This window comes from Streptomyces sp. NPDC025273 (assembly GCF_040638585.1).
GTDB lineage: Bacteria > Actinomycetota > Actinomycetes > Streptomycetales > Streptomycetaceae > Streptomyces > Streptomyces cinereorectus.
On record NZ_JBEZYP010000011.1, the window covers coordinates 24,778 to 38,803 of the forward strand.

Here is a 14,026-nt window from a genome sequence, read left to right on the forward strand (position 1 = left end):
GCGGTGAGCGGCGTAGTCGTCCATCTGCCGCAGGGAAGCCGTGGCACCGCCGGCGGCGAACCGCCCGGTGCCGCGATGACGTTACGACTGGGTCCCGGCGAAGTCGCCCGCTTCGGACGGGGCTCCACGGCGTTCCCCGTCGAGCTGCGCCTCGACGACCCGGCGATCTCCCGGCTCGCCGGGGAGATCCGAGTGACCGACGACCACTGGCAGTTGACGAACCACAGCACCACCCACAGCTATCTCGTGGAGAACCCGGAGGGAGCGGGGGAATACCTGAGGGTTCCGCCGCGACGGGTCGGGGCGCCGATCCCGTTCGAGTTCTCACGCGTCGTACTGCCCACGCGCGGTGACGTCACGGTCTCCTTCCAGGTGTTCGCTCCAGACCACGTCTATCTGGACCCGGAGGCCATGGGCGTGCCCTGGGGGAACAGCACGGTCACCGCGTACTCCCTGAACGAGACGGCCACGTACTTCCTCGTCCTGGTCGCGCTCTGCGAACCGCGTCTGCGCGACCAGTCACGCGTGGCGGTCCCCACCACTCCCCAGATCGTCGAACGGCTCAGAGGGCACCTCACCGGTGGCGAGCTGACCGCACGGGCGGTCAGCTCGCACATCGACTACCTCGCCGAGGAGAAGCTGCGCATCGGCGTCCCGGACGCGCACGAGCCCGGCAAGGGCGACCGCCGCAACGGCAAGCGGGAGGAGGTCGTCGGGCTGGCGCTGCGGTTCGGGCTCGTACGGGAGGAGCACCTCGCGCTGTTGCCGCCCCTGGCAAGGGCCGGAGGGCGGGAGCGGCAGGCCGCGCCATGAGACCGCCGCACGGCCTGGGGGGCACCACCGCGTGCGGCCCGACGGACCTGCTCCCACCCGGCTACCAGGTCGGAGAGTGGGTGGTCACCCAACTGATCGGTTCCGGGGGCTGGTCGACGGTGTACGCGGCGCGACCGGCCGACGGGCACCCGGGCCGGACCGGCCGGGCCGCCACGCCTCAGGGCCCCGCCGACGTCGCACTCAAGATCATGCCGACCGCCGGGCTCGCGCCGCGCCAGGCACGCAGGATCGTGGAATCCGCCCGCCGCGAGGTCGAACTCGGTCGCAGGGCCGGGCATCCCCGGCTGATCGGCCTCCTGACGTCGTTCGTTCTCGCCGCACCCGACCGCCCCTCGCTGGAGGGCGCGATCGTGCTGGTCATGGAACGGGCGGCCGTCAGTCTGCGGGAGCTGGTCGACGCGGGGGTGCCCGAGGCCGATCGCGGCCGGCTGATCGCGGGCATCTGTGAGGGGCTCGCCCATCTCCACCGGTCGGGCTGGGTGCACGCGGATCTCAAGCCGGAGAACATCCTGCTGGGCAGGGACGGCTCCGTGAAGCTCTCGGACTTCGGTCTCGCCACCGAGCTGACGGGGACACACGGCTACGCGCCTCCCATGGGCACCCTGGACTACTTCCCGCCCGAGCGCTGGAAGGCGTCACTCGGCGAACTCGGCGTGCGGGTCCGGCCGACCGCGGACATCTGGGCGCTGGGCATCGTCATCCACGAGGTGTTCGCGTCCGGCGGCTCACCGTTCGCCGGAGCCACACCCATGGCGCGGGGCGCCGCGGTCCAGGAGTACGGCGAGGGGCGCGCGCCGCTGCGGATGGACCACGCCGTGCCGCCGTTCTGGCGCGCGCTGGCCGCCGACTGCCTCGCCCCGACCCATGAGGCCCGCGCCCCGCACACCGCCGAGAGCCTGCTCGCCCGCATCGCCGCCCACCAGGAGACACCCGAGCCGGGGGCGGGACGGCCGGGCGGCCGGGCCCGCGCCGCCGTCCTGGCCGCCGCGCTGTGCGCAAGCGCCGGCGCGATGCTGTGCTCGGACGCGGTACGGGCGACCTCGGCCGCGCCGCCCGGCCGTGCGGTCGCCCCGACGCCCGGCACGATCCGGGTGTACAACGCGGAGCGGGGCTGCTGGGAGCGGGTCGACCGGGACCCTCGGTGCAGCTTGGGTCTGGCGATCGACCCCGTGCGGCCCTACACCTCGGAGAACGTCGTACCGACCAGGGTGTGGCACGGCGACGTCCTGACCGCCGACTGCCAGGTGCCCGACGGGGAGCCCGTCATCGACGAGGAGGACCGCCGGTCCACCCACTGGTTCCGCGTCCGCCTCCCGGCCGGCTCCGAGCCCCCCACCGCATGGCTCCCCGCCGTACGCACCAGGGAACGCCCGGCGCTGCCGGAGTGCCTCCACTGATCTCGCGCGGGCTCGGACCCGACCGCGTCGGACACGGTCCCCCCGGATGATGGTGCCGTGGTGGGACAGCAGGACGGGCGCGCCGGTGACAGCGTCCCGCGCGGAGGGCACGTCCACAGCGGGACGACGTCGGCCGCCCGGACTCTCCCGGGCGCGCCGGCGGTCGGCTCGGCGGAGGGCCGGGGATCACCGGTCGTGGGACTGCGGCGAGAGCTGCCCGTGACCGGCGGATCATGTGCGTGCCGGGTCAGGTCCATGCCTGTCGTTCCCGGGCGCGGGGGTCGTCGATCTGCGTCCAGTCGGCGTCGACACGCATGGTGGCCCGGCGCTCGGGGCCGTACGGGTCCCAGCCGGGATCGCCGGTCGCGGCGAACCGGATCCACGTCGCGTGTACGCGGGGGGCGAGACCGGCGGGCGGCTCGTCCGGGCCGAGCAGGGCACGGGTACCGCGCAACCGAGGTATCTGCGTGAGATCGAAGACGAAGGGCAGTTCCACCGCGTGGGTGGCGCCGAGCTCCCCGTCCAGGGCGTGGGAACGCCACGCGAACTCATAGCTGAAAGTGGTGGATCCGGACCGGCCGGCGTGTGCGTCGGCCAGGGCCCAGCTGCCCGCACCGAACAGGGCGTCGCCCATGATGGCGGACCGCAGCTCGCCGGGAGTCGCCCTCGGGCGGGTCCTGCGGTACGTACCGACGAGCCGGGCCGGGTCGGGATGCGCACGTGCCGCGACGGCATCGACGTCCTCACTGGTCGAGGTGGCGTACGCGCCCACCGGGACCAGGTAGAGGTTTCCCTCCTCCGTGTTGGTCCCGATGAGCAGGTCGACGCCGGCGCCGAGACCCGCGGCGACGGATTCGGCGGGCTGGGTGTCCAGGACCAGGCTGAAAGGGCTGAGCCCGATGAGCGGGTCGTGGTGCGTCGCTGTCCTCAGGTCCGTGCCGGCGAGGGCGGAGGCCGCCTCGACCAGGCGGTCGTCCGTGATCTCCGCGAAGGCATCGGCATGGGGTTCGATACCCAGGACCCGGGCCGCCGCCGTGGTGACGCGGGCGGCCTGCTCGGTCGTGAACGCCCCCAGGCCGTTGCCGCTCTGGACGATCGCCCGGTGGAACAGACCCGCGGCTTCCGGGGCGGCCAGGACGCCGCCGACTACGGTCGCTCCCGCCGACTGGCCGAAGAGGGTGACGTTGTGCGGGGCACCTCCGAAGGCGGCGATGTTGTCCCGTACCCAGCGCAGCGCGGCCACGACGTCGAGCAGGCCCCGGTTGGCGGGCGCTCCTGGGATGTCGAGGAACCCCCCGATCCCGAGCCGGTAGTTGAGGGTGACGAGGACGACACCGTCGCGGGCGAAGGAGGATCCGTCGTACAGCGCGGACCGCGTCGACCCTGCGACGAATCCACCGCCGTGGACGAACACCATGACGGGCAGATCGCCGTCCGCGTCGGCCGGCGTCCAGACGTTGACCGTGAGGTAGTCCTCCCCGCGGCTCCAACCGGTCCCGAAGTAGGGGGTCATGTCCACGCTGCCGAGCTTGCGTGCGGACTGCGGAGCATTGGGCCCCGGCGTCGTGGCATCCCGTACGCCGTCCCAGGGTTCGTGCGGCCGGGGTGGCGCGAACCGGCCGGCACCCCGGGGCGGGGCGGCGTAGGGGATGTTCAGGAAAGCGGTGGCGCCGCCTTGGCGCAGACCGCGGACGGATCCCTGCGTCGTGGTCACGACGGGGTCGGTGCGATGGTTCACCGGCGACCTTTCCGCAGGGCTCAGCCCTGCTCTGTGTACGGGGCGAAAGGGGCCCAGCCCTTGACGGCGAACCTGCTGCCGTCGCGCACCACCTGCGCGGCGCCATGGCCGCCCAGGTGTGCGGGAATGACGAGGGTGTTGCTGTCCGCAGCCCGGCCCAGCACCTTGCGACGGGTGGCGCGGGCCTGTGCGGGGTCCTCGCAGAAGCAGCTGTTGGAGTCCGGTTCGAGGATCTGCACCGGACTGTGCAGCAGGTCGCCTACGAAGACCGCGCGGTCCGTCCCTGAGGTGAGGGTCAGTACGGAGGAGCCGGGGGTGTGTCCGGGGGCGGTTTCCAGGCGCAGGCCGGCGTCGATCTGATGGCTGTTCTCCCACAGCAGTGTCTGGCCGGCGCGGTGCACCGGGGCGACGCTGTCCTCGAACACGTTCTGGTTGCCGCGGCCGAGTACGGACGTGTGACCGTTCTCCGGGTTCCAGAAGTCGAAGTCGTCCTTCGGCATCAAATAGGTGGCGTGGGGAAAGGTGGGAACCCAGGTCCGCCCGTCCAGGTACGTGTTCCAGCCGACGTGATCGATGTGAAGGTGTGTGTTGATCACGATGTCCACGTCCTCGGGGCGGACGCCGGCGCGGGCGAGGTTGTCCAGGAATCCGGTGTCCATCCGGCTCCACACCGGGGCGTACGGGCGCTCCTTGTGATTGCCCACTCCGGTGTCGACGAGAATGGTCCTGCCCTCGCTGCGCAGCAGCCAGGTCTGGATCGCCGAGTTGACGATCCGGGTGCCGGCGTCCAGGAAGTCCGGGACCAGCAGGGCGCGGTGTTCTTCCCATGCCTTCGCGGGGCCGTCCGGGAAGAAGGTCTCAGGAGTCATGTCCACGGGCCCGAAATACTCCCGGACGCGGGTGAGCGTGATGTCGCCCAGGGTGATGGTGTTCACGGTCGGTCTCCCTGCGTTTCCTCATCAGCCGTCCGGCAGAACGGCTGTCGGTGGTGGGGCGGGACGGAGTGCCTGCCCCCGGCGTCAGGGACTGGTGGTGTCGCCTCGCTCGGCGATCCAGCGCGCCAGGGCGAGGAGGGTGCGCTCGACGCTGGTGGCCATGTGGTCACGCAGGGCGTCGAGGTCGCGGCGCGTGCTGCCGAGCACCGGGTCCAGGCGCAGCAGCTGCCAGGACTGCTCCACGACGGTCCCGGTACCGTCGGCACGGAAGGTCCAGCGCCATCGGACGATGTCGTCGACGACGAAGGCGAAGACGCTGCCGGGCAGGCTCTCGACGACCTGGGAGCGGCTGCCCCACTCACGCTCGCCTCTGCGGTTGCGTCCCTGGAAGTGGGCGCCGGGCCAGGGCCCGTCACCGTCGTCGTAGGCGACGCCATGGGCGCTGGGGCTCCAGGTGCTGATCGTCGAGACATCGCTGATCAGGTCGAACAGGGCATCCGGGGAAGCGTGGACCCACGTGTTGCGGGTGAACGTGTACGCGGCCGCCTCGGGGGCGGGCACGGAGTCGATCTGGCGTGCGGTGTCGTGCAAGGGATGCTCCGGGATCGGACGGCCGGCGGACAGCGGCCGGAATCGGGTGAACGGTGCAGGATCCATGTCACCGTCATCGCGGCCGCGGAGCCAGACCGGGCTGTGCCTATCCTCGGCAGGGTCAGGTTCCCGGCGCTCCGTGCGCAGATGCTGGAGCCACGAGGGGACGGCGGGAACCCGTGAGCTTGCGATGCGGACAGGACGCTGACGGCTGAGGCGCGTCAGTCCGTCGCCAGCGGCGATCGGCCCAGGAGCACGATGCCGATCACGGCCGCCGCCGCGCCCACCATCTGCACCGCCAGGGCCCCGGCCGAGAGTGCGAGCTGTTCGCCGAAGACGGCTACCCCGATGACCCCGGCACCGATCGGCTCCAGGGTGTCGATGATCGGCAGGCTGATGGCCAAGGAGCCCGCCTGGAAGGCGCTTTGTGACAGGACCAGGCCCAGCACTCCGACCGCCATCAGCGCGTACAGCTCCCAGTGGAAGAGCGCGCCGAAGCCGTCCGTACGCACTCGGTCGGCCGTGCTCTTGGTCAGGCCGTCGAACAGAGCCAGCATCACTGCCGCGGCGACGGCGTACGAGGCCGGCCGCACCGGCCCTCGCCGGCTCGCACCCACGGCGGTCAGCAGCGCCACAAGGCCGGCGACGACCGCGAGCACAGGCACCCACTCACGCACCGCCGCGACAGACGAACCCCCGGGGGATTGAGGGAGTGCCGTCAGGAACACCGTCAGTCCCCCCACCGTGCAGAGGATTCCGGTCACCTCGGAACGGCTCAGCCGCTCCCTGCGCCGCACCGCCAGCAACGGCAGGGCGAAGACGAGATCGGTCGCCGCCAGGGGCAGGACCAGAACCAACGGCCCGAAGGCCAGTGCGAGACTCAGGAAAGCGAAGGAGGAGATGGACAGCCCCAGCCCCGCCAGCCACATCGGCCGACGCGCCAGGTCGAACAGAAGTCGAAGACGCAGCGACTCCCGCGAGGGCGCCTGCCGCGCCGCCTCCTGCTGGAGCACCGACCCGACCCCGAAGCACAAGGCGGCCATCAGCGCGCTCAGCACCGCCACCGCGGCGTTCATGTGCCCAGGATCCTCACGCCCGCTCCGCGTTCGGCGTCCGACACGCGGGAGGGAGGGCTGAACGCATCGCCTCCGGCGCCTCGCGAGCACGCCGGCCGCCGTCCGGTTCGCGTGACAGTCCCCGTGGCGAAGCGGTGGTCCGGGCGTCGGCGGCTGCCTCGTCATTCACGGCGATGACGGCAACGGGCGCGGCGCAGTGGTGAATCACCGCATGGGTGACGGACCCGATGTGCGTGCCCAGTGACCCTCTGCGCACGCGTCGGCCGACGACCACGAGATCCGCGCCCACCGCGGCGTGCAACAGCAGTTGAGCGGGGCCACCGACACACGCTCGCTCCACGAGGTCCACCGAGGGGAACTTCCGCCGCCATGGCCTCAGGTCCTGGGCAAAGCGCCGCCCGATGTCCGGGCCCATCTCCCGCTCGGCCGCCACGAGTGCCGAGGCGTCGCGGACCACCGGGGGGATCGACCATCCGTACAACGCGACGACGCGGTCACCCCGGCGTGCGGCCTCCTGGAAACCGAAGTCGAGGAGCGGGCCGAAGGACTGGTCGATGTCCACCCCCACGACGACGTCGCGCGAGGGACCGGTCAAGGCGGACGGGTCCGGGGCAGCGACCGGCCCCGGCGTCCGGACGAGCACGACAGGTCGCTCCGTGGCACTGATCGTTGCCATGCTGACCGAGCCGAGGAGGAAACCCCTCACACCACTCAGTCCGCGCGAGCCGAGCACCAGCAGACCGGCTTCGGCCGCATCAGCGGTCAGGGCGGCGGCGGGCCGTCCGGACAGCTGCCGAGTGTCGATCTCAAGAGAAGGGTGCTCTCGCCGCACGGTCTCCGCTGCCGCGGCCAGCAGCTCCTCTGCCCGGCGGCGCCGCGCATCAGGTCCGATGCCTGGCACGGTCGCACCCGCCCACTCGTCCGCGTGCACGAGGCGCAGCGGCACACCCCGGAGTTCTGATGCGCCTGCGGCCCATTCCGCGGCCGCCATGCTCTCGGGCGACCCGTCCACACCGACGGTGACCGGGCTGGACATACGGCGCCCTCCATTCGGATGACGACACGGCTGCGCTTCTCCCGAGACCACGTCTCTTGTGACTCGCGTCGGCATCCCATCGGAAGCCGGCGACCGAGCCCGGGGCGGCGCAGTTCAGCCGCCGCTCGGCTGACGCCTCAGCGTCCAGTATCCCAGAACAGGCCGGACCCGCACGCGCCGCGCCCGTCAGCCAGCCGCAGGAAGACGCGCATGGCAAGCCAGGCGGTGCGCTTGTTGCCGACGGCGGCGTGGATGTGCCGCATGGTGCCACCACCACCTGAACGAAAGACGACGCACGCCCAGACGGGGAAAGCCCGGTCATGAGTGCCTGGCGATATGCCGACAGTCTCGTCGGTAACATCCGATAGGATGCCGACACGCAAGTCGTCAAGTTTCAGCAAAGCAACGGGGGCGTCCCGTCGCCTGCGCCCGTCACCCTCATCGCTCGGAGATTCCGTGTTCCTCGCCCTACGCGATCTGCGCTTCGCCCGCGGTCGCTTCGCCCTCATGGGTGCGGTGGTCGCACTCATCGCCGTACTCGGCGTACTCCTGTCCGGACTCGCTTCAGGCCTGGCGGATGCCGGCATATCCGGTCTGCGCGCGCTGCCCATGACCCATATGGCCTTCGACCAGAAAGCGACCAGCGAGCAGTTCTCCCGTTCGACCGTGGAGCAGAAGGACTGGGAAGCCTGGTCCAGGGCCCCGGGCGTGGAGCGGGCGGAGCCGTTCGGGAACACCCTGGCCAACGCCCAGGTGACCCAGGGTGCCGAGAAGGGCGAGCAGGTCAACCTCGCTGTCTTCGGTATGGCGCCGGACTCACCCATGGCTCCCAGCTCCGCCAAGGGTGAGGGTCTGAAGGAGAACAGTGCGGGGATTGTCATCACACGGGAGATCGCCGATCTGGGTGTCGAGGTCGGGGATGTGCTGACCGCGGACAGGAGCATGGTGCGGCTGAAGGTCGTAGGCGTGGTCGACGAGACCGTCTCCTACGGCCACATCGGGGTCGCCTACACAGATCTCGACACCTGGCGGCATCTGCACTACGGCCTGCCGGGTGACCTGCCCGAGGCCGCACGCCAGCAGGCCACGGCGGTCGCCCTGACTCTGGAGGAAGGTGCCGACGTCGCCGCCGTGGCGAAGGCGACCGCCACCCGCGCCGACACCAAGGAGACCACCTTCGACGCGTCCCCGGGCTACGCGGCCGAGTCGAGCACCATGGCCCTGATCAAGGGCTTCCTGTATGCCATCTCCGCTCTGGTCGTCGGTGCCTTCTTCACCGTCTGGACCGTGCAGCGCAAGGCCGAGATCGCCCTGCTGAAGGCGCTCGGCGCCCCCACCGGATACATCCTGCGCGACGCACTGGCACAGGTCGTCGCCGTGCTCGTCGGTGCGACGGCCTGCGGCACCGCTGTCGGCCTGGCCCTGGGGAGCGCAATGATCGGAAAGGCCCCGTTCTCCCTCTCCGCACCGGCCATCGCCACTTCCTCCGGCCTCCTCATCGGCCTCGGAACCGTGGGCGCCATCGTTGCCGTACGCCGCATCACCGCCGTCGACCCCCTGACCGCTCTGGGAGCCACCCGATGACCACACCCTCCACCGACCACCGGGCCGCCTCGGACGCGGCAGGCTCCGGTGGGCTGCGCCTGCTCGACATCAACCTCACCCTGGGAGACGGCGACACCGCCGTCACCGCCCTCGACCACGTCGACCTGACCGTCGCTCCTGGAGAGTTCGTCGCCGTCGTCGGCCCCTCGGGCTCCGGCAAGTCAAGCCTCCTCGCCGTCGCCGGAGGCCTTCAGCAACCCACCTCGGGCAAAGTCCACATCGCCGGCACCGAGCTGACCGCTCTGTCGGACAAGGAACGCACCGCGGCCCGCCGTCGCCATATCGGCTTCGTCTTCCAGCAGTCGAATCTGCTGGCCTCCCTGACCGTCCGGGAACAGCTTCTCCTGCCCCTGCACATCGACGGACGCCTCGACGCCGCGGCCCGGACCCGGGCCGACGAGCTCATCGACGCGGTCGGGCTCTCACACCGCGCCGGCTCCCGTCCGCACCAACTGTCCGGAGGCGAACGCCAGCGCGCCGGTCTGGCCCGCGCACTGATGACCTCCCCCGCCGTCCTGCTGGTGGACGAACCCACCTCCGCGCTGGACCGGGTACGTTCGGCCGAGGCGGTGCAGCTGATCGCCGAGCAGACCCATGAGCGCGGCACGGCCACGGTCATGGTCACCCACGACACGGCGATAATGGACACTGCCGACCGGGTGTACGAGATGGTCGACGGCCGCCTGTCCTGACCGGGGCCGCAGGCCGACGCCTCAGCTCCCGGCCCCGCTCGCCACCCAGGAGTCTGTCCCGCATGCCGAAGATCAACGCCTCCACCGTCGCCGAACATCGCGCGCAGCAGCGCGAAGCGCTGATCGGGGCAGCGATCGACATCCTGGTGAACGAGGGCGCCACCGCCGTCACACCCGCGGCGGTCGGCGCCCGGGCGGGCCTGGCCCGCTCCAGCGTGTATCAGTACTTCAACTCCTCCGCAGCCCTGCTGGCCACCATCACGGAGGAGGCGTTCCGGCGCTCCAACGAAGCACTCGCCAACGCCATGGCCGCCGCGAACGGCCCGGTGGAACGCGTCGAAGCGTTCTTCAGAGAAAGCCTCCGCCTCGGTGCCGAAGGCGCGCACCGGCCGACGGCCGCCCTCATGAGCGCCGGTCTGCCTCCCGCCGGCATGGAGAGGCTGTTGGAGCTCCACCTGGAGCAGGTCGCACCGTTCCGTGACGCCGTCAGGGAGATCGACGTCCCCGAACCCGAGCTCACGGCCGACCTGATCGCCGGAATGCTGCACACGGCCCTGTCCGCCGTGGAGCACGGCACCCCACTCGATACGGTCACCGAGCGCACTCTCGCGCTAGTACGCCGCTGCCTCACTCCGGCCGACAGCATGATCCACGAACCGAAGCAAGGTGCCCGAAGGCCCCGTATCCCAAGCTAGGGCCTCGACCCACGGCCCGAGGGCGCCAGTCACGTGGCTGCCCCGGCATCGGCAAAGGGGCATTCGTCCACCAGCTACGCCTACGACGACGCCGACCAGCTCACCTCCACCACCGCCGGGCCACCACCACCGCAACCAGGAGTACCAGCGGTAGGATAGGTAGCATGAGTGAAGCTACCGGGAAGTACTCCATCACCATGCCGCGGGACATCGCCGAGGCCGCCCGCGGCCGCAGCGGCCCCTCCGGCCTCTCCGCCTACGTGGCCGCAGCGGTCGCCCGTCAGATCGAGCGCGACAATCTCAACGAGCTCATCGCCGTCGCGGAGGCGGAACACGGCCCCGTCACCGACGAGGAGATCCAGGCCCTGCGCGACGTGCTCCACCAGGCCCGGCAGCAGCAGGGATCTGGCCGGGCGGACGCCGCGTGACCCGCACGTCCCCCGCGGTCCCGGGCGGCTCCCTCGTCCTGGACAGCGAAGGGCTGGCGAAGGCCGTCCTGCGCGACCGCACGGTCACCGCCTGGCTCGCCCTCGCCCGCGCCGATGATCTCCGGGTCATCACCTCAGCGGCCACCCTGGTCGAGGTCATCCACCCCCGGATCAACCGCCCCGCCCTGGAGTGGACCCTTTCCCGGCTAGTCGTGGAACCGGTCACCGACCCGCTCGCCCGGCACGCCGCCACACTCCTCACCGACTCTGGGCTCCACGGCCCCAAGTACGCCATCGACGCCATACTCGCCGCGACCGCACTCGCCGCCCCCGGCCCCCGCACCGTGCTGACCTCCGACCCGGAGGACCTCACCACCCTCTGCGGGACACGGGTCACTGTGATCAAGATCTGACGGGAACCGCCCAGCCTTACGTCAGTGGTAGCCACGAGGTGCACGATCGATGTCGGAGCACCCGCCTCGTCGTACTCGAAGGCGATCCAGCGGCCGTTGTGGTCATCGATCCGGGCCAGGAGCGACAGCTCTCCGGCGGGATGGTCCACGAAGTGCCGCACTCGACCGGTTTCCGGGCCGGTGATGGTGTGGCCGTCGTCCACCCTGTCCAGGGCCAACGCCGGCCGTGTGAAGGCATGACGGGAGCGCCGGGTGCCGGGTGCGGATAGGGGTCGGTGCGTGGCCCGCTCTGCTGTATCGGGGCCGGGCCGTGACGGGAGCGAAAAGGTGTCGAAGTCACCCGCAGCCGTAGGCCGTGTGCTCCGACCTCGTCCTCTCACGCGACAGGAGAATGCCTGATCACTCCCGACTCTCCCTGCCGTCGCGGCCAGCGGCACATGACACCTATGCGGCCCCTCCCTGGAGAACGGACGACGACATCGTCCACGCGGGCGGCAGCACCGGCGTCCCACTCGGTGACGAACCATCAGAACGAGCGTCAACTGAGCGTCGAGGCGGTCGACCTCTCTTCGCACCCAGGGAAGTTAATACCGCACCGTCATCCCGGCACGGCCCCTTAAAACGCCAAGGCAGACTGCATTCGCCAGCACACGATCCGCTTCACGTCGTGCGCCAACGAAAACAGGTCGACCCGAGGGGCCAAAATCGGCAGGGCCGGAAGAAACAGCAGGTCAGGCGCCCTTCGCTGCAGGCTCAAGAATCGCTACGCACTCAACGTGCGACGTCATCGAAAAGACGTCACCGATAGTCGATGTGAGAGAAACTGCAGGTCAGATAGGTTTTGCCGACTCTGCAGGCGGGCTTTCAGGGCTCGGAGCGTCAAATGAGCGTCACGGCAGGCGTGTCGCGGAGCCCGCGTCCGCAGCGGTGCTCGCCCACCGGCGACCGGACCGGGTCACCCGCACGCAACACGGCATCGGCAAGCATGAACAGTGAACAACGCCTCGCACGCCTGCGGCCGACCGTCAACGGCTGCCGTACTACTCGACCAGTTCGCCGATCAGAGCGAGGAGCGCGTCGGCCCGGTTCCGGTCCTCACGCTGGTCACGCAGCCTGCGGTCAAGCTCCCGCAAGGCGGACAGGGCTGCCGGATCACGGCGCCGCACCGCGTCCAGCCACGGCGTGGTGACGAGGTCCATGCACGCGGTGAACAGGGCCCGGGTCGACGGGGCGGGAGGAGCCGGGTCGGGGGCGGCGAACCCGGTGGTCACGTACCGGACCGGGTCGGTCAGGCTCCACCCGACGACGGCGCCGTCCTGAACGAGAAGTGCCACGTCCGGGGCGATACCGACGCGTGCCTCCAGCGGCTCGTCCAGGACATCGAGGTCACGCAGACAGGTCAGTACGGCATCCTCTGGGGCACGGCAGAGCTCGGTGGTCACCTCCAAGCGGAAGTCCCGGACCTCTTCGGCGCGAAGTCCGCCCGGGTGGACGGCGGGTACGGCAGGAAGTCGGGCACAGTCCTCAGTGTCGGCAGCCTCGTGGGGCAGGCGGAACCCGGCCCCGACCAGTTCCCGGCTGTCCGGGTCGAACCGGAGCTCGTCGGGGTCGTCCCACAGCCACTCCTGGCTGCCGAAGGTGTCCCCGAGGGACTGTTGCCATTCCTTCACGTCCGCGTACTCCGCGACGCGCACACACTGGCCCCGGAAGTCGAAGCGCGGACAGATGCACAGGGGATTGCCCGTCACCGTCGCACTCCAGTCGCCGTCGAGGACGAGTCTCATCGCTCGTCACCGTACGAACCATCCACCGCCGGCCGGTTCACCTTCACGTTGCGTAATCGTCCACGTAAGTGGCGATCAAGGCGAGCAGGGCGTCAGCCCGGTGCCGGTCTTCGTGCTGGGCTCGGAGGGTCTCGTCGGCGGCCCGGAGGCGGGTCAGCGCGGCAGGTTCACCGTCCACCACGTCGTCGACCAACGGCGAGGTGACCAGGTCCAGGCATTCAGTGAGCAGACGACGCGTGGCCGCGGAAGGCGAGCCCGAGTCGGGAGCGGTGTGCGCGGCGGTGAGGTACCGCGCGGGGTCGGTGATGCTCCAGCCGACGACGGTACCGTCCTGGACGAGAAGCGCCACGTCTGGTGCGATGCCGACACAGGCATCCAGGGGTCTATCGAGGACATCGAGGTCACGAAAGCAGGCCAGCACGGCATCGCCGGGAGCCCGACACAGCACCGTACACATCTCGTGGCGGAAGTCCCGGACCTCGTCCGCACGGAGCCCGCCCGGACGAACCTCGGGCATGACGGGAACGCCGGCGAAGGTCTCGGCGTTCGCGGACACATACGGCATCTGGAGTTCGGCCCCGACCAGCTGCCGGCTGTCCCGGTCGAACCGGAAGACGTCCGGCGTATCCCACAGCCAGTGCTGGCTCCCGAAGCTATGCGCGACGAACCGCTCGCGCTCCATCACGTCCGCATAGTGCATGACGCGCACGGAGTCGCCTGCGAAGCGAGGGGTGGTGTGCAGCGGATCATCCGTCACCGTTGCACGCCAGTCGCCGTCGAACGACAATTTCATGGTCATCCC

14 protein-coding genes are annotated in these 14,026 nt (G+C 70.5%); 7 read left to right on the forward strand and 7 right to left on the reverse strand.

Annotated elements, in window-relative coordinates:
* Positions 1-3: 3 nt before the first annotated feature.
* Both AB0F38_RS19365 and AB0F38_RS19370 read left to right on the forward strand, forming a co-directional pair.
* The gene (locus AB0F38_RS19365) at positions 4-813 is read left to right on the forward strand and encodes an FHA domain-containing protein (RefSeq protein ID WP_361894451.1); all 810 of its coding nucleotides are present in this window, start codon (positions 4-6) and stop codon (positions 811-813) included.
* Positions 810-2,231: a serine/threonine-protein kinase gene (locus AB0F38_RS19370; protein ID WP_361894454.1), complete on the forward strand. Its 1,422-nt coding sequence runs from the start codon at positions 810-812 to the stop codon at positions 2,229-2,231. Before AB0F38_RS19365 ends, AB0F38_RS19370 begins: the two co-directional genes overlap by 4 nt.
* A 247-nt stretch (positions 2,232-2,478) precedes the next feature.
* Here AB0F38_RS19370 and AB0F38_RS19375 read toward each other — a convergent pair whose 3' ends face one another.
* From AB0F38_RS19375 to AB0F38_RS19395, 5 genes are all read right to left on the reverse strand, one after another.
* On the reverse strand, positions 2,479-3,969 hold the full coding sequence (locus tag AB0F38_RS19375) for a carboxylesterase family protein (RefSeq protein WP_361894457.1): 1,491 nt from the start codon (positions 3,967-3,969) through the stop codon (positions 2,479-2,481).
* Between the two features lie 20 nt (positions 3,970-3,989).
* A complete protein-coding gene (locus AB0F38_RS19380; RefSeq protein ID WP_361894460.1) occupies positions 3,990-4,904 on the reverse strand; it encodes an MBL fold metallo-hydrolase in 915 nt (304 codons plus the stop codon).
* Positions 4,905-4,988: 84 nt separating this feature from the next.
* Positions 4,989-5,495 (reverse strand): SRPBCC family protein, encoded by a 507-nt coding sequence (locus tag AB0F38_RS19385; protein ID WP_361894463.1) that lies wholly within the window; start codon positions 5,493-5,495, stop codon positions 4,989-4,991.
* Between the two features lie 221 nt (positions 5,496-5,716).
* Positions 5,717-6,571, reverse strand: a complete 855-nt coding sequence (locus AB0F38_RS19390) for a DMT family transporter (RefSeq protein ID WP_361894469.1) — start codon at positions 6,569-6,571, stop codon at positions 5,717-5,719.
* A gap of 13 nt (positions 6,572-6,584) precedes the next feature.
* A complete protein-coding gene (locus AB0F38_RS19395; RefSeq protein WP_361894472.1) occupies positions 6,585-7,607 on the reverse strand; it encodes a universal stress protein in 1,023 nt (340 codons plus the stop codon).
* A gap of 456 nt (positions 7,608-8,063) precedes the next feature.
* On the opposite strand from AB0F38_RS19395, the gene AB0F38_RS19400 reads away from it, so the two are divergent.
* The 5 genes from AB0F38_RS19400 (at position 8,064) to AB0F38_RS19420 (ending at position 11,440) form a co-directional block, all read left to right on the forward strand.
* Complete coding sequence (locus AB0F38_RS19400) at positions 8,064-9,191, forward strand: FtsX-like permease family protein (RefSeq protein WP_361894475.1); 1,128 nt, start codon at positions 8,064-8,066, stop codon at positions 9,189-9,191.
* Entirely contained in the window at positions 9,188-9,904 is a 717-nt protein-coding gene (locus AB0F38_RS19405) for an ABC transporter ATP-binding protein (protein ID WP_361894478.1), read from the forward strand. Before AB0F38_RS19400 ends, AB0F38_RS19405 begins: the two co-directional genes overlap by 4 nt.
* Before the next feature lie 62 nt (positions 9,905-9,966).
* Complete coding sequence (locus AB0F38_RS19410) at positions 9,967-10,599, forward strand: TetR/AcrR family transcriptional regulator (protein WP_361894481.1); 633 nt, start codon at positions 9,967-9,969, stop codon at positions 10,597-10,599.
* A 164-nt stretch (positions 10,600-10,763) separates the two neighbouring features.
* Positions 10,764-11,027, forward strand: a complete 264-nt coding sequence (locus AB0F38_RS19415) for a CopG family transcriptional regulator (protein ID WP_361894484.1) — start codon at positions 10,764-10,766, stop codon at positions 11,025-11,027.
* A complete protein-coding gene (locus AB0F38_RS19420) occupies positions 11,024-11,440 on the forward strand; it encodes a PIN domain-containing protein (RefSeq protein WP_361894487.1) in 417 nt (138 codons plus the stop codon). Before AB0F38_RS19415 ends, AB0F38_RS19420 begins: the two co-directional genes overlap by 4 nt.
* A gap of 1,040 nt (positions 11,441-12,480) precedes the next feature.
* On the opposite strand, the gene AB0F38_RS19425 is transcribed toward AB0F38_RS19420, so the two are convergent.
* Positions 12,481-13,224 (reverse strand): hypothetical protein, encoded by a 744-nt coding sequence (locus tag AB0F38_RS19425; protein WP_361894490.1) that lies wholly within the window; start codon positions 13,222-13,224, stop codon positions 12,481-12,483.
* A 43-nt stretch (positions 13,225-13,267) separates the two neighbouring features.
* Positions 13,268-14,017: a hypothetical protein gene (locus tag AB0F38_RS19430; protein WP_361894874.1), complete on the reverse strand. Its 750-nt coding sequence runs from the start codon at positions 14,015-14,017 to the stop codon at positions 13,268-13,270.
* Positions 14,018-14,026 lie beyond the last annotated feature (9 nt).